Raw genomic sequence first — 18,036 nt, 5'->3', positions numbered from 1 at the left:
CATCATCCACCTGCACCCCGCCCCACAATCTCCTCATACAAGCGCTCAAGGCGTTCTGCACGCTTAAGTTTGGTCAGTTCGCACTCCCATACGGTGATGACTCGCCAGCCGGCGGCTTCCAGTTCGGCGCGTTGGCGCACATCGCGCTCCCTGTTGCGCAAAAGCTTGACCGTCCAGAACTCAACGTCGGACTTGGGCATGGAGAACTTCTCACACCCCTCGTGCATATGCCAGAAGCAGCCATTGACGAACACCATCGCACGCCACTTGGGCAGCACCACGTCCGGGTGGCCCGGGTAGCGTTTGTCGTTCTTACGGAAGCGCAGCCCACGGGAGAAGAGGTAACTGCGCACCAGGACCTCAATGGAAGTGTCCTTGCCGCGGATACGCGACATGGTGTAGCTGCGCGTGCCGCGGGGGTATTGGGAGGGTGCGAACGAGGTTCCAGGAGCTGCAGGTGGGGCAGAAGGTTCAACTCCCGACTCATTCGGGGAAGATTCCAGTCCCTCTTCCACATTCCCTCTCATTTCTGCCATAAATCTATTTCATGCCAAATCCGCGACATTGTGCGTGCGCCTTCAGGCGGGGCGCGCCAAGTCATTTTGTAGTTCCAGCATGCGACAATAGGGGAAGTTTGTGGCGCTCATCCGAGCATCGTTAGCTCGACGAAGCTGCACGGTAAGAGAAAACAGGGGGCACGGCATGACGCTGAAAGCAGTGGACCTTTTGCCGGTGCCGGTGGCATGAGTCTGGGGCTCATAGAGGCTGGAATAGACGTAGTCGCAGCCTACGAATTCTGGGATGTCGCCGTAGATACCTACAACCTGAATTTCCCCGGGAAGGCGCATAAGCAGGACCTTGGAGATATCAAGACATCAGTGGAACTTATCTCCGCGAATCAGCCAGACATTATCGTGGGAGGCCCACCGTGTCAGGATTTCTCAGGTGCCGGTCTTCGGGATGAGGGTACTCGCGCCTCACTCACCAAGGCTTATGCCGAGATAATCGCTCAAGTCAAGCCTCGCGCTTTCGTGATGGAAAATGTTCCAAATGCATTGAACAGTAAAGCATATGAAACCGCCAAAACCGTATGGATCAAAGCTGGCTATTCCATAACTGAAATGGTCGTGGATGCCACCTATTTCCGAGTTCCGCAGCACCGTAAACGCTTGGTGGTGATGGGTTTCAGAGATATAGACTGCAATATCAAGAACGAACTCGAACTCGAAGAAACTATCCTGCCTAGAACTCTGACCGGCCCAGAGTACGACACATTCCCGGATTTTTACTACCGCCATCCGCGCAGTTACACACGGCGCGCAGTTTTTGCGCGCACCGAGCCAGCCCCCACGATACGAGGCACAAATCGTCCACGGCCAGCAACTTATATGGCCCATGTCAACGATAAGTCAAAGGGCAAAAGCATTCAAGCTCTGACGACAGCGCAACGCGCCGCAGTCCAGACTTTTCCAGAAGATTTTAAGTGGTCCACCAAATCCAAAACGCTCGCCGAGCAAATGATAGGAAATGCCGTCCCGGTGGAAATGGCTCATAGCATTGGTTCGGCTTTAGTCCGAGTGTTAGAACCTAAACCAGGCTACGAGGCTAAACCCTCGTTCGAGCAGTGGTTACAGGACACACATAGGTACACCACCGAGTCCGCAAAGGACGTTCTGTCCAGGCTCCGCCGTGCGTTTATCGCATGCTCAATTTTTGACGAGAATACAGCGAATACAGAAACCACCGCAAAGCAGATTGACGAATCCCCAAGTATCGCACAGGCCGCTAAGACCGAGATGAAACGGGCAATGAAGTTGTGGGGCGAATACGCTCATAAATCCGAGGAACCAAATAACATATAATTGCTAATTAAATACAGAAACTCCGCTCTCAACGAAACAAAGGGGCACAAAGATGGTAGAATCTACTGAAGGGATTCTGTTCAACTTCGAGTGGCAGGCGCTCAAGCTTCTAGGCAAAAGCCTGTACTCAAACGCGTGGTCTGCGATTTCTGAGCTGGTTGCGAATGGACTTGACGCCGGCGCATCCGAAATGCTTGTTTTTGTTGATACCAGCAACCCTTCTTCTGCGACAATTGAAATCATGGACAATGGAAGTGGGATGAACGAGGAGGGAATAAAAAAACTATGTCAAAATTGGATACGACCGCAGAAAGCACAAAGACAGGTATGTAGGCGTGTCGCAAGAAAACGTCATGGGACGCAAAGGCATAGGCAAACTTGCAGCCCTGTACCTTTCGGACGATTACGACATAGTCACAAAAAGCAAAGATGGCGGGACCCTGTGCTGGAATTTGCATTACGACCAGCAGGCGGCAGATACTGATTCAGAAGAAGAAACATCAAAACCTCAGCTACTTCCCAAAGCCGTACCGCCCGAACTGCATATCCCCAATTGGGACTCTGTCGAATCCGGAACCGTTCTACAACTTCGCGGTGTCAATTTGAACCATATTAGGACCGCCGGATATGAACGACTCTCAGTCAGGCTCGCCAATCAATTTCTGCGCGGCGTAGGTAATTCAACAAGTATCCAACTCGCAGTTGTAGAGAATGACGAAACACCCGAGTTCAAGGAAGTGGAAAAGGAGGTGGCAACTGGCAATTTCGCCTTCATTACCACAGATGCTGAAGAGCAAGGCAGTCTGATTGATTCTGCGCTGCGTAAGGAGATGAAAAATATTCAAACTTCCTATATGCGGAATAGAGTTTTCAGCGAAAACGAGGGCACCGAAGCAGGGCAAAGGAAGATTGAAGAACAGGTGGCTACCGAACCCTCGGGTGCCGACACTCGGCAAGTCAGTATTAAAAAAGTGCTGATTCCCTACCGAAAGGGCGAACTTAATACAAGCTACTGGCATATTCCAACGTTTAAAGCGTTCAAGAGTGTTTCCAGTGGCCTTTCAAGCGCGGTCAGTCCGACTGGAATGATTCATTTTGAACCACGCGAATTGGTGCCAAGCACAGAAGTTGCTGATCGTGCAGTAGATGCCAAAAAGGGTAAGGACATTAACTATAGGCTTTCAGGCTGGATTGCAATTCATGCGACAATCAAGCCTGCTGCTGCGCAAACAAACGACGAGCGTTTCAAAAAGAACAACTATTACAATCCAAATTCATTGCGTCTTTATGTACGCGGAAAATTGGCCGACGAAAATCTATTGCCGAAACTCGGCATTACCCAGGCATTTCTCAACTACGTCGAAGGCGAAATTAGCTTCGATATTCTCGACAATGATGATTTACCAGATATAGCAACATCCAGTCGTCAAGGATTTGATGAACACGATAAGCGGTGGGAAAAGCTCATAAGTATTGTCCGACCAATTGTACGCGATCTGATTCAGCAGCGGCAAGAATTAGCTGATACACAGCGCAGCTTAGCTACAAACATGCGTAACCAAATCGAGGCCAACGCAAATGCAGAAGCAGTAAGAACAGTTGCCAAAGAAATTTCGACAGATGAGAGCATTCCTCAGCAATCAAAAGAACACGTTGTCGATATTGTGCAAAGACAGCTTAAGGGAGAGAAGAAAGTCACTTCCAAAGAGGAATATGCGGTATTCCTCTCACACGCCACCAGAGATAAGCGTCTAGCGGATTTTATTTACTACGTACTCCTTGAAAAAGGCGCGACTGACAACGAAATATTCTATACAAATGAGCCATACGCAGATGATTTGGCAATACCAGGTGATGAGGCTGAGCGACAACGTGAAACGCTTGAAGATTTGATACGCCAGAACATCGTAAGCAAGAATACCATGGTTGTATTTGTCACAAGCCCTAATTTTTACGACTCACAGTACACAATGTTTGAAGCAGGCGCGGGTTGGGCAACTAGATCTGTAACGGATTACGAAAGCATTACGATACGTTTTAGCGACATACCAAAATATCTTAATCATGGTGAGTATAGAACGGGATTTAGCAGCGATGATGATTCCATATCACTCGCCAATTACTCGGTCATTGTCGAATTGCTAAACCTCGTAATCGAGCACATCAACAGAGGCCGCGGGATACAAGGCCGTGAACCAGTTCGGTCGATATCGTCATTGCCAAAATTGACCCCACTCGAACTGAAGGAGCAACATAAAACACAACGCGACTTCTGGGATTCAGACGTGCTGAAAATATGGGAAAACTATGTTGAGCAAGGTCTTGATAATGGGGACACAAAACTCTCTGTCTATGAAAATCAAATAAGGCAAACACGAGATGAGCACGACACTAGAAATGCGAAGCTGTCGGACATTTATAAGCGTTCATGATTTATAGCATCAACATTCAGAGTGCTTAAAATTACCATGTTTGTACGCACCAGCTGTACAGCCGAACTCTAGTCTGCCGCGTTCATCTGCTCGTTAACCACTTGCGCAACATAGTTTCTGTCCAGCCAGAAGCTTTGCTTGGGGATGGTTTCATCGTTGGGCAGGTCTACTGTGTCCGCACTGTTCCGGCCATGAGGGCGGATGTGGAAGACATGGTTGAAGGCCTGGCCGGGCAGCTTGCTGGGGCCTTCGCCACAGTAGTTCACGGACTCACGGCGAACCAGCACGTCATGCAACTGCCGCCATACCGGCTGAACGTACTGTTCGATATCGGTCTCGGGCATGTTCCAAAGGAAAGTACCAGCGAAGGTATCGGTCTCGGAACCACTATCTTTGCGCCTACTGCGGCCTTGCGCCTGGAAATCTGCAATGAGAAACTTGTTCTCCTCAAAGAAGCGGTAGATGAACGAATCATGCCACGCCACGCCCGCGTCACCCAACTCCGCCCACTGCTCCTGCGTGATGTAGGGAAACGACATATTCTGCTCCGGACGTCCGTTCTGATAGATGACAACCGTTTTGAGCATAGTGACGTTGGCCGCGGCGAACTGCTCAATCTTACCGACGCTCTTCTGCGATGAACCAAGCATGCGCAAAGCTAGTATGGAATTGGCGCTCTTCGCTGCCGTTGTAGGCAGACCCAGGTCCTGCGTAATCTCCCGCACCGTCTTTCCTATATACTGCTGTGTCTTCGCTCGCACGAACTCGTTCAACGACTGGTCCGGACTCATCGGCAAGCGCTCCTGCCGACCTGTTCCGGAGAGCCGCTGCCGGGCAAGCTTCGTCATATAGGAAGCCTTGTAGCTGAAAGCACGCTGCTTGGCTCTGATGGTTGTTGTGTCTGAATCAGGTGGAGCAGGAGCATCCCGCAATGAAGAAGCAGCCGTGGCACCCTTGGTGCACGCAGCCAAGTAAGTGGTATCGGATTCGCTAAGCTGGTCGGCTTTGCCTTCCGCCACCTTTGCCTGAATGTAAGCCCAATCCTCCTGAATTGTTTTTAGGTCCTCTAAGTCATAGTTAAGCAGAAACGCATCAAGCAGAACGCTATCAAGGATGGACTCATGCTTGTCTCCGCGGTCATCGTAGTAATAGACAATGATGATGTTGCGCGACTTACGCCAGAACTGTGAATTTTCAAAAGTTTCGCTCGGGAGTTTCAAATAATTGATAATGTCAAGGACGAGGCGTTCCTTCGCGGAAGTCATACCGTTCTTCAGATGCTTCAGTGGAGTGACTTTGAGCTCATACCCTACTCCGCCAATTTGTATGTCCGGCTGCGCGTCTGAATTGATGGGATAATGCAAGACCGATTCCTCAACTATCTGCCCAAGAGCACCTTTGTTCCCAGACTTCTCTCCGCGGCCTGTTTTGTCGAGGGCCCGGAAAGTCTTACCCTTGGCGCTGAATAGCATGGTAGAGACGACATCAAGGTCGCTGTAGTTACGCTCCTCGTTGAATTCCATCGCACCGTCTCCTGCATAAAGTTCACACTGATTTCAATGTACTGAGCCAAGGCGACAGCATAAGTTGCACGGAAGAAAAGAGACCAAAAAACGGAAGGAATCTGAAGATTACCTTTCTTTTGCCATATCGGCGGCAATTACTTGGCCAATACTGTGGGGAATACCCACCACTAAAGCATTTCCCATGCAGAAGGCACGATGACCATCACTCATGCCGGTGTCGGTCCAACCTTTCGGGAACATCTGCAGCTGATCGAGTTCGTCGGGGACCAACCGCCGCACCCTGCCATCTTCTGCCATAACAGCATGCTTCATACGGCTTGGTCCGCTGCCACCCTCGCTGGTCAGAATAGTGCGCGATGGCTTGTCAAGGCTGTCGGGAAAATCCATGCCCCCTTCGGAGTAGTTGTATTCAAAGCCGGTCGAAGAGGTACGTTTCTCTTTCTTAGGACCCTTAAGATATTGCCATTTTGAAAGAGACGACTCGTCAATGAAGTATTCTTCAGGTACTTCACTATCAGAAACGACGATTTCGGAAAGCGTGGCGCAATGGCCACTAAATTGCGGAGTAGCTCGGCACGTGGCAACATGGCCATTCTGCATAACTCCCGCATTCTCAAAGTACGAAACCTTCTCGCCTTTACCGAAAGTGTCGCTTACCGCTACAGCGTCGAGCGAAATGTCACGAAGTTTTAACGCAGTATCCGAGTCTTTCGCAATCGGGAACGCTCGGGCCATGACTCCGTTCTGGAACAAAACTTCCGCAAAGTCCCATATTTCTTCTGTCTTGACTCCGTAGATGTAGGTACGGCGTCGTTTCTGGGGCATGCCATAGTCTGCGGCGTTGATAACCCGCCATTCCACGGAATATCCCAACGCTGCCAAACATGAAAGGATGATGGCGAAGTCACGCCCGCGCTGGGAAGCCGGGGATTTCAGCAAGCGATCGACGTTTTCCAGCAAGATATATTTAGGCTGTTTGAATTCAAGCATGCGCCGAATCTGCCACCAAAGCACACCCTTCTTGCCTTCGATACCACCCGCGCTGGAAAGGGTACGGGCCACGGAATAGTCCTGGCACGGGAAACCACCCACGAGCAAGTCAAAATCAGGAATCTCGCGCTCCCCGCGCTCAACTTCATCGAGCACTTTCTCGATATCTTCATTGATGCAGCTTCCAGCGCCAAACCGCTTTTCGTAGGCCCTCCAAGCAAACTGCTTCGCTTCGGAACCGTTCGGTTCCCATTGATTCGCCCAAATCGTGGAAAAAGGCCCAGCAGGTTCAAGATGAAACTCAGGGCGTTGGGGGTCGTCATAGCCATCGAGCCCAAGACGGAAACCGCCGACGCCGGCAAACATCTCCGCCACTCTGATTTCCCCGCTCATGGCACCCTTCCGATCCGAACATTTGTTCTAATATATCTAAGTAGATTATAGACCCTTCGAGACAAAAGATCAAGTCAGCATAAGGCAAAACTTCCAACAGTGCTCGACGCCTCCTTCAAGCACCCAACCAGGCGTGTAGCACTGCCGAGAATAGATGCCAATCAATCGCTAGTTTTTCATAAACGGCACCGTCTTGCCCACGTTGGTCCCGCTCGCACCCGTCGCCGACCATTAGCGTTCAGTTACCGTATCTCCTAATTCGTCCGTTGGTTCGCTGAGTGGGTTCCCGCCCATTCATTATGCTGAAACGCAGCAGGAATCATTGTCGATGGAGGTGCAGCGCATGCCCAATCTCATCCCTCCCTATGTATATGCCCCAGACTGCGAAGCGCTTGTGAGGAGTGTGGGCACCAGTCCAACGAAATCTGACATAACCAAATTGAAAAACCTTGTTCGTACACGATTTAACGCATTTGTACAAGGCAGCCACGACCCGCAGCGCCGAAAGAGACTACCGGCCGTTTATGGATTGCTGAACCTCGCGGTGGATGTGTACGCCAGCAAGATTACCTCCCAGAGCGCAAACGATACCGCCGCAACACTGGATATGCTGGAAAGCTTCTTTGTGCGATACAGAACCTGCGTCTGCTCGCAGCCGGTATGGAAGGACGTAGTGGGCGACTGGTATAAGCAGCTACACAGTATGCATAGCAAAAACAGCAAAACAGGGATGAGCTCTTCAACACTGAGACAACAGATTGGACAGCTTTATCAGGCGGAATTAAACCGAAGACCGCAAGATCTATCGAATGAACGATTTGCCGCAATGCTGAGAAAACGGAACTTTCTCGAACCATCATTCAGTACGTGCGCCGATTACATACTTACCACCTTGGAGAACCATTTTCGGCGCAAGGATGGCAGACCTGCCAACGAACTCATAGCCCCAGACCGCAACACATATGAGTTCGAACATATTCTTCCTAGGCACCTCACGGCTTCTTGGTGCAACGAGTGCGGGCTGCGGGATTCGGCGAGGAAAGTTTCGTCGGACCATCTCAACCACATCGGCAACCTGGCATTGATTACCACACCCAACAACGATGAGGCAGGAAATCACGCGTTCGCCAGCAAACAAGCCGTTTATCGCAAAAGCGGCATGGCGCTGCTGAATCAGGTAACCTACTTCGGCCATTGGAATTTCACCACCATCGCGATGCGGGCGTCTTTCTTGAGTCTGGAAGCCGTAAAGTTGTGGCCGCTGCCATGATTTTCCCTCAAACTGATACCACGCCCTCGCATGAGGCACAATAAACGCAAACTCCTGCATATATCATTTGTTGTGATGATATACGCAGGAGTTTTGGTTTATTTGCGCTTCCGCCGAGTATCACCCCGTGTTCTGCAAACCGGCAGCCACGCCGGAGACCGTGCAGAGGATCAGGTAGACGAAGCCGCTGCGCTGCTGGTCCTGGCTCAGCTCGGCGTTCGCCATCTTCGGAGCGGAGGCGGATTCTCCGCTCGGCGCGGCCTTACCAGCCGCGACCGCCACGCCAGACTTACCGGCGGCACCCTTGGCGCCCTGCGCCCCAGCCACTGCTCCGCCATCCTGTGCGTCCTGCACGGCGCGCAGGCTCTTGAGTGCGAGCACCTGCGTGACCGAGAGCACGTCCACATACGGCGAGCGGATGCGGATGGCTTGCCCGAGCACATGGCGGTGCTGCAGCGGCCATTCGTCGCCGACGATGGCGAGCACCCACTTGCGGGTCAGCGCCATCTCGCCAAGCACCTTTTCGTTGAGGTCCGGCCGGTCGCCGAGCGCCAGATACATGCGTGCGATGCGGTCGTCGGTCTTTGCCAGCGACATCTCGATGTTGTCGATGAACGTGGAGAACACCGGCCAGTCGCGATACGCGGCCTGCAGCGTCTCCAAATCCCCAAAGCTCTCGCACGCCGTACCAAGCCCGTACCATGCGGCCAGGTTGATGCGCGCCTGCGCCCAGGAGAACACCCACGGAATGGTGCGCAAATCATCCAGCGACTTGGCACCCAAGCCTCGCTTGGCAGGCCTGGAGCCGATGGGCAGCAGGCCGATCTCGGTCAGCGGGGTGACGGTGGAGAACCACGGCGTGAAGTCCGGCGTGCCGAGTAGATCAAGGAAGCGCTCATGGGCCGCCTTGTCCAACGCGCCAGCCATGCCCCAATACTTCTCAGTCATTTCGGTGTTGGTCTTCTCCATGCTCGGTGCGCTCTGCAGCAGCGTCGCCGCGGCCACGGACTCGACGTGACGCACCGCCAGCACCGGGTTGCCGTAGCGAGCAAAGATGCTTTCACCCTGTTCGGTAAGCTTGAACCGGCAGTTCACGGAGCCGGCCGGCTGCGCAAGCACCGCCCGGTTCGCCGGCCCGCCACCACGACCGACCGCACCACCACGCCCATGGAAGAGCGTCAGATCAATATCATGAGAGGCAGCCCATTCGGCGATGCGCCGCTGCGCGTCATGCAAAGCCAGCGTGGCCGTCGTCGGTCCGGCGTCCTTGGAGGAGTCGGAATAGCCGAGCATCACTTCCATCTTGCCTCCGGTGGCCTTCAGCCGCGCCTTCACCTCGGGAATCTTGATGATCTCTTCGAGCGTATCCACCGAATGTTCGAGGTCTTCAAGCTGTTCGAACAGCGGAATGACGTCGATGACAGGCACATCAGCGGGATCGGCAAACGCCATGCGATTCAGCTCGAACACGTCACGCACATTGCCGGCGGACTTGGTGAACGAGATGATATAACGCCGCGCGGCCTTGGTTCCGCTGCGTTTCTGGATGGCTCCCAGCGCTCGGAACGTGTCGAGCACCTCGTGGGTCATGGGCTGCAGCGCCCCGCGCTCACCGTTCAACCCGTGCTCGCGGATGTCCTCCAGTGCGCGGGAATGCACGACGGAATGCTGGCGGAACTCCATCTCCACGAGGTAGAACCCGAAGGTCTGCGCCTGCCATATCACCTGCTGTAGTAGTCCGTACGCCGCCCTCGCAGCACCGGCAGCTACCAGCGAGCGCTGCACCACCAGCAAATCCTCGATATAGTCGTCGCACGAAGCGTACATAAGGTCGGCGTTGCGGGCGATGGTCTCGTGCAACCGGTCAGCGATAACCAGCATGACCGCGCGGTGCAACTCCTGGGTGGAGATGAGCATCGCCTTGTCGGTCAGAGTTTCGCTCATCTCCTTCTGCCGATTCCACAGGCCGATCAGCTCGGCGCTGGCCGGCGTGGTTTCCGCTTCCATGGTCAGGTTGGTGCCGGCGGTGCGGGTGGCACGTTCCAGCGCGGCGATGGCATGGTCGCTGAACTTGCGCGCCACGGCACGGCTGACTTTGGCCGTCACGTTCGGATTGCCGTCGCGGTCGGAGCCGATCCATGAGCCGGGGTGGAAGAACGCCGGGCACTGCGGCGCCTCAAACCCGGCTTTGTCGCCCAACAGCCAGTCGTCGAAACGGCGGTAGACCTGCGGTATGGTGTCAAAAAGCGTATTGTCGAAGATGTCGAGAATAGTATCGGCCTCTTCCACCGGTGTCGGCTTCTTCAGCTCGATGGGCGAGGTACGGAACAATGCGTCGATCTCGTTGTACAACCGACGATAGTTTTCACGCTTGTCGGCACCGCCGAGCAGCTTCCCAGCACTCAGCAAGTCAGCGATACGACGGATTTTACCCTCCACCGCCTTGCGCCGCGCCTCGGTGGGATGCGCGGTGAAGACGGGGTGAAACTCCAGCTTTCCCAGCAGTTCGCGCGCTTTGGCAGGCCCCATTTCTCCGATGAGCTGATGGTAGGCACCGGTCAGCTCGTTCACCGGGTCGATGGCCGCGTCCTCGCTCACCGCCGCTTCACGCTCGTGCAGCACGGAGACGCGATGGTTCTCCTCGCACAGGTTGGCCAGGTGGAAGTAGGTGGTGAAGGCCCGGGCCAGCAGTTGCGCGTCATGCACGTTCAGCGCGTTGATGGTCTCGACGGCGAGCGCATGGTTCTTGTCCTGCTCTTTGACGGCCGCCGGGTCGGAGGCGTACTGCTTGGCGCTGGCCTTGTTGGCATAGTCGAGCACGGTGTCAAACAGGGAGCGCAGGTCGCCGTCGTACTCTCCCAGCACGTCGCGCAGAATCTTCAGGCACAATGCCATGTCGGCGTCCAACGAGGCCGGCAACTCCCGCTCTTCCGGAACCTTGATACCCACGCCCGAGGTGAGCGGCGACGCACTGTTCGGCTGGCCGGGCTGCGCCGGCTCTCGCCGTCCATCCTTCCTGCCCTGCCTATCATGATGCGTACTGGTTGATTCATGTGCTCGTGTCATCAGACACCTCCTTGGCCCAGCACCGGGTTGCTCGGTCAGCAGGCCTCTGCGGCTCCTCCGCAGTTGTGGTGCCTGCCGTTGCGAACCCAAAGCCCGGTCGGCTGGTTGGTTGCAGTGCCCACTTTATGCGACGAAACAGGAGTATGCGCGAAAATGTCCGAATTTATCCACAATGTGGTCATAGATATCGGCGATAGCGCGATGGCAGCCATATATGAAGCGCAAGCCGGACCAAACCTGGAATCCGATGCATGCCCAGCGCGTACAATATTTAGCGCACCACGCATCGTTCACATTATCGAACTAACAGCAGGGATGAATGCAGCACGGCAAAGCGAAGGCAAGGGCATTGTCAGAGAACGAAGAGAACAGCACAAACAATTTAGTCGACAGAGAACTCGACGACAATCTGAACGGGGGCGAGGCGGCGGTGAGCCGTTACCACACGCATTCCGTGCCGCTGGACATGGACGACATCGAGCGCGACTGGGACACCCCGGTAGCTGAAGCCAGCTTGGCAGCCAAAGCCAGCGTCATCCTGCGCGTGGGCACACTCGACCTGGGCTCGGGCACCGGCAGCTTCCGCGTGCGCGAGATGATGCACCGCATCGCCTATCCGCTGGGAGTGCACGTACGCGCCGACGTGGGTCTGACCGACGTCGAAGCCTCGTTCACCGACGGGCACGAGCGCCTCACCGAGGTAATCGACCTGCCTACTACCGGTGTCAACACGGAACGCATCTGGCTGCTGGAACATTACGCCGACTGGTTCAACGTGAACCTCGGCAAAACCGCCATCTATCATGTACGTCCGGCTATATCCGAGGAGCTCGTGGAGCGCTTGGGCACTCCGGAAGCCAAACGTTCCGCCATGCGCGCCGTGCAGCAGGCGCACCGTGCCCGCGAACGCGCCGAGAAGGTGCGGGCCAAAAGCGCTGTGCGTGCAAAACGACGCGGTTTCAAACCGCCGAAGGGCCAATACGCTGAACATTTTGACCACGTTGATGGTGCATATACCACCGAGTATGCCGGCACTTCAAACCATGCCGACCAGTTCGACCATGCCGATCATTCCAACCAAACTGCCGGAACTGGCGACCGCGCCAACATCGGCGACACCACCGGCCGCATCGACGTCAGCACCGACACCGCAACGCGCCAATCATCTAACCATACTGTCGCCCATATTATCGATGTTTCACGTGAAACATCGAGTCCGCGCAACGCCGCACCTCAAGCCGTCAAGCGATCTGCAGCGCAGCAGTCTGGGCCACAGCAGGCCGGAGCGCAGCAATCCGCGCAAGAGCAACCGCAATCCCAAACCCAAACCGCTCGCACCAGCGGCACCAACGGCATCACCGTCCGACAGGCGCACGAACGGTTAAGCCTCATCGAACATCGCAAGCCACTGTATGCCCCGTGGTTCTCCGGCCTCGCCTCGGCCATCGCCTGTGCAGCCTTCGTATTCTTGCTCGGCGGTGGCCCATACGACATGATCGGCGCATTCGTGGGCGCCGGCATCGGCCAGTGGCTGCGCCGACGCATGTTCGCCCGCCACCTTAATCAGTTCTTCGTCACCTTCGCGGCAGTGGCGGCAGCAGCCTTGGCTTGCATCGGCACGCTGCGCTTCATCGGCCTGTTCGACCCGGCTGCCCTGCGCCACGACACCGCGTATATTGGCGCCATGTTGTTCGTCATCCCCGGTTTCCCGCTGATTACCGGCGGTCTCGATATTGCCAAAATCAACTTCCCATCGGGCTTGCAACGGCTGTTTTACGCGCTCTCCATCATCGTCATGGCCACATTGGCAGGCTGGATGGTGGCCACAGTGGTCCATCTCAACCCGCAGGGTTTCGAACCGATGAACCTGAACCCGTGGATCAACGGTTGCCTGCGGTTTGTGGCGGCGTTCTGCGGTGTATGGGGGTTTTCGGTACTGTTCAATTCACCGCAGCGCATGGCTCTCGTTGCTGCGACCATCGGTGCCGTCACCGACACGTTGCGCCTGACCATCACTGATTTCGGGGTGCCGCCGGAGGCTGCCGCACTGCTGGGTGCCATGCTGGCGGGGCTGCTCGCGAGCGCCTGGCGTTCCGCGGTTCGTCACGGTTTCCTGCCGCCGCACCTGGGCTACCCACGGATCTGCCTGACGGTTCCGGCAATCGTCATCATGGTGCCGGGCATGTACATGTACCGTGCCATGTTCTACCTCGGCCAGTTTGATACGCTTGACGCGCTGAATTGGGCGTTCCGCGCGTTCATGGTCATTCTGTGTCTGCCCATCGGCTTGGCCATGGCCCGCGTGCTTACCGATCGCACTTGGCGTTACGACCTGTGAGCAGCAGCTGCGACAAACAGCAGCAATGCGAAGGATTCGCCGCAGCACTGAGCCGCACAGCACGGCAGCACGCACAACACGTAGCAGCAGGCCGCGCACCGAATATCACGCAGCACAGCACCGCACACCACGCAGCGCGGCAGCAGGCAGCACGCCACACAACCGCACAGCACACAACACTCAGCAACGGAAATGCTGCGTTACCCCGATCCTACGCGCCAGAACCGTCACCCACCCCGATTCAACGACGGTTCCGTTGCATACACCGCACCCAACGCAACAAAACCGACGCTAAGTACGTGGCAGCGACGGAAACGTTACGTCAGCTCAACGCCACGCAACAGAACCGACGCTCACCCCGCCTCAACGACGGTTCCGTTGCATACCCCGTGCCCAACGCGTCAAAACCGACACTTACTTCGACTCAGCGACGGTTCTGTTGCGCTTGTTTACCGTCAGAACCGTACCACCGCCAGTCAAGCGCGATACCAGTGCACGATTCGTTGACGATAAATGCGTCAACGGCACCTTGTTCGAACAGATGAACAACGACCGTGCAAAGCGATGCGCGCGCCACATTATAGTCGTCGACCGTGTAGGCACGATGGACTGCGTCCATGCAAAACGATGTTGCCTCAGCACCGCAACAATGCAAACACCAATTCGGCAGGCTGAACTTCGCCCACGCAGAGTATGCTAAACCGGCAAGTGATGGCGACGCACGGTAATGTTGGGCGGAGATGCTGTAGCGCTTAACCCCAACCGTCCCAACCGTCCCAACCGTCCCAACCACCACCGAACGCACGCCACCGACCAAAGGAGCAACGAGGCAATGAGCTGGATGTCACCCGATTCTAAATTCATGCAGGGCGTCGCAGACTTGACCGACGCCATATGGATCAACATCCTGATGCTGCTTACCTCCATTCCCGTCGTCACCATAGGCGCCGCGCTGGCAGCCGGCCACGATGCCAACCGTCGCGCCTTGGCAGGTCAGGGGCATGTTACCGCGAATTATTTCCGCGCGTTCAAAGAGAATTTCGCCAAATCCACCGCACTGTGGGCGGTATACGGCATCGTTGGCGCCGCTCTGGTGTGCACATGGATATTGTTACAGATTACGCCGCTGCTCATCCCGAAAATCGCGTTCACCCTGCTGTGGATTGTCGGCTTTGAGTGGACATGGGCTCTGCAAGCCCGGTTCTCCAATTCCGTCTGGGGCACATTCAAAAACGGGCTGATTTTCGGGGTCTCCTATTTCGGCACCACATTGGCGCTGGTTGCCATCGATGCCGTGTTCGCAGCCTTGGCGCTGGCCTGCTGGTTCTACCTTCCGCAAGGCCTGTTCCTGCTGCTGGTTTTGGGCTACGGCACCCTCATCATGCTCCATATCCCGCTGCTGGAACGTACATTTGAGCAGTACACCAAGTAACATCACAACGTATGGGAAGAGTGACATTGCAGGACGTGGCCACGGCGGCCGGCGTCTCTACGGCGACGGCGTCGTGGGCCATCAACAACAACCGCAATGCGCGCATTCCGCAAGCCACCCGCGAGCGAGTACAGCAAGTGGCGCTGAAACTGGGCTACCATCCGAACGCTTTGGCGAAGGGTTTGGCGCGCGGCTCGTCGTCGTTGATCGGTTTTATCAGCGACGGGGTGGCAACGTCCCCGTTCGCAGGCCAGGTGATCCGCGGTGCGCAGGACGAGGCTTGGCGCAACGGCAAGATTCTGCTCATCGTTGACACTAGCGGCAAACGTTCCATTGAACGTTCCGCTTTCGATTTCATGATGGAACATCAGGTGGAAGGCATCATCTACTCGTCATGGGTTCACCAGGCCATCACGCCACCGGCCGAGCTGCACGCGGAACGCGACGTGCTGGTCAACTGTTTCGATGAGGGGCACCGCTTCCGTTCCGTGGTGCCCGACGAGCGCCAAGGCGGGTACAGCGCCACGCATCTGCTCATCGAACAAGGCCACCGCAACATTGCGTTTCTCAATGATCCCAAGCCTTCCCCAGCTTCGACAGGACGTTTGCTGGGGTACAAGCAGGCGCTGGAGGAGGCCGGTATTGCCTTCGACGAGTCTCTGGTCATCGCCGCAGCGTCGAATCAAGAAGGCGGATATGGTGCTGCCGACGCGCTGCTGAACGCCGGCGTTTCTGCCGCATTCTGCCATAACGACCGTCTCGCCATGGGCTTGTATGACGCGTTGCACGAACGCCAAGTCAGCGTTCCTGAAGACATTTCGCTTGTCGGCTTCGATAACCAGCAGGTCATCGCCGCGCATTTGCACCCGAGCCTGACCACCATCGGCCTGCCACAGTACGAGCTGGGAGTGCTGGGCGTGCGTATGCTGCTTACCATGCACGGCGCCGATGTCGATGTCAACTCAGGTACCGGCTCTGACGACGAGGCCGCAGCAATCAGCAACAGCACCGCTGACACCAGCACATCATCCCAAGACCACCGCTCAACCCCAGCATTCACCACACTCGGCAACGCGCAGCTTGTGGAATGCCCTGTGGTGGAGCGGGCCTCCGTGCGTCAGATTTGACAGCCGCGATAAGCGTGCTATTATCTGAAACTATCAACTGAGCTTAAGCGATTAACCTCAGTTGTGACAATGATTGTCCAGTACACAAGTCTGCCTGTCGGAGCCTTCCCGCACCGTCATGCACGACTTCGCCGCAGCCAATGCCGGTTGCGGAGAAAGGTATCAATGAAGCTGTATTATCAATTCCCCGGCACTTGGTTCGGCGACTGCATGCCCTTTGGCAAAGGGGACGATTTCTTCCTCTTCCATCAGCGCGACAACCGTAACCCCGTACCGTTCGGAGAGCCGTTCAGCTGGTCACTGGCCACCACGAAGGACTTCGTGCACTATGAGGATTACGGCACCGCCATCCCTCGCGGCGGCGACGACGAACAAGACCAGTTCATCTACGCCGGCTCCGTTTTCGAGGCCGAGGGGCAATATCACGCGTTCTACACCGGCTACAACCGCGATTACGAGGGGCAGGGCAAGCCCTCCCAGGTACTCATGCACGCCGTAAGCGACGACTTGTACCACTGGGAGAAAACCCAAGACGCACTTACCTTCACGCCCCAGCCCGGCTACGATCCGGACGACTGGCGCGACCCATGGGTAATCCGCGACGACGAACACGACCAATACCTGCTTATCCTCGGCGCCCGTCTGCAAGGCCCCAAGAGCCTGCAAACCGGCCGCACCGTCAAGTTCACCTCGAAGGACCTCACCAACTGGACGTTCGAAGGCGACTTCTGGGCACCAGGCCTGTTCACCATGCATGAGATGCCGGATCTGTTCAAGATGGGCGACTGGTGGTACCACATCGTCACCGAATACAGCGACGGCCACAAGATGGTGTACCGCATGGCAAAAAGCTTGGAAGGCCCGTGGATCGCACCTGACGATGACGCATTCGACGGCAGTGCCTACTACGCCGGCCGCACGTTTGAGCTCAACGGCAAGCGCGTGCTGTTCGGCTGGGTAGGCACCAAAGAGGGGAACGACGACGCCAAGAACTACGAGTGGGGCGGAGCGTTCGTGCCGCATGAGGTCTACCAGCGCGAAGACGGCACGCTGGGCTGCCGCCCGGTGGATACGTTGTGGGACGCGTTCAATGAACGTCAGCCGATTGCCGACGTGACCATCGAAAGCCCGCACGCCCGCCAGGAGCAAATCCTGTTCCAGAACACCGGCGACCTGTATGCCTTCGAAGCCGACGTAAAATTCAGCGCGGGCACACGCTCGTTCGGCCTGCGCCTGCGCAAGAACGAAGAGGACGGCCGTTCCTACCAGTTCAAGTTCCCCGTGGCCGAAAACCGTTACCTGTTCGAAGGCAGCCCCAACTGGCCTTGGTTCACCAATATGAACATCGGCACCGAACGACCGCTCGCCCTCGAAGCAGGACGCACTTACCATATGCGGCTGGTAGCGGACGATTCCATCGCCACCCTGTACGTCGACGGCGTGGCACTTAACGTGCGCATGTACCAGCACACGGGAGATGCGCTGGCCGCCTTCGTCACCGACGGCACAGTCGAACTTTCCAACATTTCCATCGCCCAAGGCCTAAAGGAGGACTCCAGCGACCAGTAACCGAGCGCTACTGGCATACCGTGGCCGGGCT

12 protein-coding genes and 1 pseudogene are annotated in these 18,036 nt (G+C 56.0%); 8 read left to right on the top strand and 5 right to left on the bottom strand.

Annotated elements, in window-relative coordinates; translation table 11 throughout:
* Positions 1 to 2 precede the first annotated feature (2 nt).
* Positions 3 to 536: a very short patch repair endonuclease gene (locus ACSYSO_RS00710; RefSeq protein WP_489760507.1), complete on the bottom strand. Its 534-nt coding sequence runs from the start codon at positions 534 to 536 to the stop codon at positions 3 to 5.
* Positions 537 to 623: 87 nt separating this feature from the next.
* On the opposite strand from ACSYSO_RS00710, the gene ACSYSO_RS00705 reads away from it, so the two are divergent.
* From ACSYSO_RS00705 to ACSYSO_RS00695, 3 genes and pseudogenes are all read left to right on the top strand, one after another.
* The gene (locus tag ACSYSO_RS00705; protein ID WP_491702037.1) at positions 624 to 1,862 is read left to right on the top strand and encodes a DNA cytosine methyltransferase; all 1,239 of its coding nucleotides are present in this window, start codon (positions 624 to 626) and stop codon (positions 1,860 to 1,862) included.
* Between the two features lie 52 nt (positions 1,863 to 1,914).
* Positions 1,915 to 2,166 (top strand): annotated as a pseudogene (locus ACSYSO_RS00700) (ATP-binding protein); the annotation flags it as partial.
* Between the two features lie 49 nt (positions 2,167 to 2,215).
* Positions 2,216 to 4,294: a toll/interleukin-1 receptor domain-containing protein gene (locus tag ACSYSO_RS00695; RefSeq protein ID WP_489760508.1), complete on the top strand. Its 2,079-nt coding sequence runs from the start codon at positions 2,216 to 2,218 to the stop codon at positions 4,292 to 4,294.
* A gap of 68 nt (positions 4,295 to 4,362) precedes the next feature.
* On the opposite strand, the gene ACSYSO_RS00690 is transcribed toward ACSYSO_RS00695, so the two are convergent.
* Both ACSYSO_RS00690 and dcm read right to left on the bottom strand, forming a co-directional pair.
* Positions 4,363 to 5,817 (bottom strand): Sau3AI family type II restriction endonuclease, encoded by a 1,455-nt coding sequence (locus ACSYSO_RS00690; RefSeq protein ID WP_489760509.1) that lies wholly within the window; start codon positions 5,815 to 5,817, stop codon positions 4,363 to 4,365.
* A gap of 108 nt (positions 5,818 to 5,925) precedes the next feature.
* Entirely contained in the window at positions 5,926 to 7,203 is a 1,278-nt protein-coding gene (gene dcm, locus ACSYSO_RS00685; RefSeq protein ID WP_489760510.1) for a DNA (cytosine-5-)-methyltransferase, read from the bottom strand.
* Positions 7,204 to 7,546: 343 nt separating this feature from the next.
* Between dcm and ACSYSO_RS00680 the strand changes: the two genes are divergently transcribed.
* A complete protein-coding gene (locus tag ACSYSO_RS00680) occupies positions 7,547 to 8,473 on the top strand; it encodes an HNH endonuclease family protein (protein WP_491701805.1) in 927 nt (308 codons plus the stop codon).
* A gap of 120 nt (positions 8,474 to 8,593) precedes the next feature.
* On the opposite strand, the gene ACSYSO_RS00675 is transcribed toward ACSYSO_RS00680, so the two are convergent.
* Positions 8,594 to 11,422: a phosphoenolpyruvate carboxylase gene (locus ACSYSO_RS00675; RefSeq protein ID WP_489760535.1), complete on the bottom strand. Its 2,829-nt coding sequence runs from the start codon at positions 11,420 to 11,422 to the stop codon at positions 8,594 to 8,596.
* 583 nt (positions 11,423 to 12,005) lie between these two features.
* On the opposite strand from ACSYSO_RS00675, the gene ACSYSO_RS00670 reads away from it, so the two are divergent.
* Positions 12,006 to 13,877 carry a threonine/serine exporter family protein gene (locus tag ACSYSO_RS00670; protein ID WP_489760537.1) on the top strand — a complete coding sequence of 624 codons (1,872 nt, stop codon included), beginning with the start codon at positions 12,006 to 12,008 and terminating at the stop codon, positions 13,875 to 13,877.
* 424 nt (positions 13,878 to 14,301) lie between these two features.
* On the opposite strand, the gene ACSYSO_RS00665 is transcribed toward ACSYSO_RS00670, so the two are convergent.
* Complete coding sequence (locus ACSYSO_RS00665; protein WP_491701804.1) at positions 14,302 to 14,496, bottom strand: hypothetical protein; 195 nt, start codon at positions 14,494 to 14,496, stop codon at positions 14,302 to 14,304.
* Between the two features lie 213 nt (positions 14,497 to 14,709).
* On the opposite strand from ACSYSO_RS00665, the gene ACSYSO_RS00660 reads away from it, so the two are divergent.
* From ACSYSO_RS00660 to ACSYSO_RS00650, 3 genes are all read left to right on the top strand, one after another.
* A complete protein-coding gene (locus ACSYSO_RS00660) occupies positions 14,710 to 15,309 on the top strand; it encodes a DUF624 domain-containing protein (protein WP_489760538.1) in 600 nt (199 codons plus the stop codon).
* 11 nt (positions 15,310 to 15,320) lie between these two features.
* Positions 15,321 to 16,436 carry a LacI family DNA-binding transcriptional regulator gene (locus ACSYSO_RS00655; RefSeq protein ID WP_489760512.1) on the top strand — a complete coding sequence of 372 codons (1,116 nt, stop codon included), beginning with the start codon at positions 15,321 to 15,323 and terminating at the stop codon, positions 16,434 to 16,436.
* Positions 16,437 to 16,601: 165 nt separating this feature from the next.
* The gene (locus tag ACSYSO_RS00650) at positions 16,602 to 18,005 is read left to right on the top strand and encodes a GH32 C-terminal domain-containing protein (RefSeq protein WP_489760513.1); all 1,404 of its coding nucleotides are present in this window, start codon (positions 16,602 to 16,604) and stop codon (positions 18,003 to 18,005) included.
* Positions 18,006 to 18,036 lie beyond the last annotated feature (31 nt).

The sequence above is a fragment of the Bifidobacterium sp. ESL1130 genome (genome assembly GCF_058507935.1).
This window is presented reverse-complemented; position numbering and strand designations above follow the sequence as displayed.

Bases quoted from the DNA above. Each gene is read 5' to 3' on its own strand.
- ACSYSO_RS00665 (WP_491701804.1), bottom strand. From the start codon at position 14,496: ATGGACGCAGTCCATCGTGCCTACACGGTCGACGACTATAATGTGGCG.
- dcm (WP_489760510.1), bottom strand. From the start codon at position 7,203: ATGAGCGGGGAAATCAGAGTGGCGGAGATGTTTGCCGGCGTCGGCGGT.
- ACSYSO_RS00695 (WP_489760508.1), top strand. From the start codon at position 2,216: ATGGGACGCAAAGGCATAGGCAAACTTGCAGCCCTGTACCTTTCGGAC.
- ACSYSO_RS00670 (WP_489760537.1), top strand. From the start codon at position 12,006: ATGGACGACATCGAGCGCGACTGGGACACCCCGGTAGCTGAAGCCAGC.
- ACSYSO_RS00650 (WP_489760513.1), top strand. From the start codon at position 16,602: ATGAAGCTGTATTATCAATTCCCCGGCACTTGGTTCGGCGACTGCATG.
- ACSYSO_RS00655 (WP_489760512.1), top strand. From the start codon at position 15,321: ATGGGAAGAGTGACATTGCAGGACGTGGCCACGGCGGCCGGCGTCTCT.
- ACSYSO_RS00680 (WP_491701805.1), top strand. From the start codon at position 7,547: ATGCCCAATCTCATCCCTCCCTATGTATATGCCCCAGACTGCGAAGCG.
- ACSYSO_RS00710 (WP_489760507.1), bottom strand. From the start codon at position 536: ATGGCAGAAATGAGAGGGAATGTGGAAGAGGGACTGGAATCTTCCCCG.
- ACSYSO_RS00690 (WP_489760509.1), bottom strand. From the start codon at position 5,817: ATGGAATTCAACGAGGAGCGTAACTACAGCGACCTTGATGTCGTCTCT.
- ACSYSO_RS00660 (WP_489760538.1), top strand. From the start codon at position 14,710: ATGAGCTGGATGTCACCCGATTCTAAATTCATGCAGGGCGTCGCAGAC.